Source organism: Deltaproteobacteria bacterium GWC2_65_14 (assembly GCA_001797615.1).
Lineage (GTDB): Bacteria > Desulfobacterota > Deferrimicrobia > Deferrimicrobiales > Deferrimicrobiaceae > GWC2-65-14.
Map to the genome: position 1 here is coordinate 1 of MGPV01000004.1, position 1,846 is coordinate 1,846.

Sequence of the window (1,846 nt, forward strand, 5' to 3'; positions counted from 1 at the left end):
GCCCCGTCCCGCCGCAAAAGGAGGTACAAGACCAAAGAGCGAAAAAACACAGACCCCGAAATTTACACTTGACCGGTCAACCCATATCAGCTGCGGGGCCTCAGGACTTTCGGCGGGTAGCCGTCAGCTTCAGCCTGTTGTTAGGTTGCGTTCAATGAATGATGCCTTGTCGTTTCTCAATGACCTCTTCGACAGAAAAATAAGACTGGGGCGACCGTTCAAATTGTGTTTGAAGTGCAAATGCTTCAAATTCTAAGGGGATAGATTCGTATGAAAATCCGTTCTCCGCCCACCCCAGAACATATTGCCTTGCGAACTCGCCGACACCCAACAGACCGTATTGAGCAACATGAACAAATTCGTGGAACATAAGTGTCAAAGGAGGTGGAATTCCTGAACACAGCTTGTTGATTAATATAGTATCATCGAAAGTAATTCCTGCCATTTTTCGAAAATCTATAAGCCCTTCGATTCCCATCTTTATAAGATCTGTATAAAAAGGTGGGTTTTCTATCTGATCAACAATCCTTATCTGGGCTCGCTCCAGAGTAACGTGTCGGAAATATTGGTGTAAGGATCTTATAGTTTGCGGCGTAAGCGCCGAAGAATGGGGTCGATGCTTATTACGTTGATCGGTTATCCATCGCCGGGCATTCGGGATAAGGAAAACCATCAATGCATTCACGTCCATGACATCTCTCCTAATGCCCGGCCGTAGTTCAAAAACGTCAACCTAACGCGCGCTTAAGCTGCGGGCCGAGGCGGGCGCGCTTTTTCCCGCCGACCGCTCACCAAAAAGCGTGCCCGCCGAAGGAGCCGCCAGCTTCAAGCAGTAGTTGGGGTGCTCCTGCTTCCTGGTGAATGGCACCGACAACCGAAGAACGAACCTGCTTCGTATTGAAGCAGAGCGGTGCACAGATGAAAAGCGATGTCCTGGAACAGAGGATGGTAAGAGATGCAGCGTGCTGAAGGGCGACGATCTGGTTGTTGATGCGGCCTGGTAAACCACAAGACCTCCGGATCAGGTCCAGCTTGGTGGTGTGGCCGATCCCCCTCCGAGAAAGAATCTAAGCCTTAACAAGTCAGCCCAACGCTCAGGCTAAGCTGCGGGGCCACAAGTAGTTAGAAGGGCAGCCGTCAGCTTCAGCCTGTTGTTAGCCAGCGACGAGAAAATATAGGCCTACTCAACTTAGGCACGGTTGAATTATCTGTCAGCTATTATCAATTTTTTTCGTTTACGGATAAATATTAAAATCATTGAAGCTCCCACCGCTATGAATGCACATCCAAGCAATACCCCTTTGATATTATCATCTGAAGACAGATTTATAATATGTACAAAAACCAGTAGGTGTAGTCCAGATATAAATGTGGCTAATCCAATTACGATAGTAAAATATTGTTTCTCAAACATTCTCGACGAAACGATTAACAGTATTAGTCCGAATGCATAGCCACCCAAGATCTGCGCATTGATCATGTTTGTTACAAAATATGGATTCCCTCCCGTGATGCAGAATAAGGCCGCGATGAATAGCACAATGCCAATTACCTTTCTCATTTATCACCTCCATCTCATTATTTGTCTCATTCCAAGTTTATAGATGTCTGGCTAACGCGAATTAGACAGAACCGTGTAAGAACATAAGAAAAAGGGTGAAATGCGGCTGAAAGAGCCATGGTTTTTAATAGGAGGAGACATGTAATTCCAAAAGAAGTCTTTCAAAACCCTATGGATAGGTGGGGGTTCGCAGGTGTGGGGGCGAAGGGATAGACTGCGGAGGGGACAGCCTAATTCAGGAAGGGAAAGGCTGCGGGGACCCTCACGGAAAGTCTGCCGGGCTAC

At 47.2% G+C, this 1,846-nt stretch carries 1 pseudogene (cut by a window edge); it reads right to left on the reverse strand.

Annotation, left to right across the window (positions count from 1 at the left end):
- Positions 1-1,823: 1,823 nt before the first annotated feature.
- Positions 1,824-1,846 (reverse strand): annotated as a pseudogene (locus A2X88_02890) (integrase) (it continues 967 nt past the right edge of the window).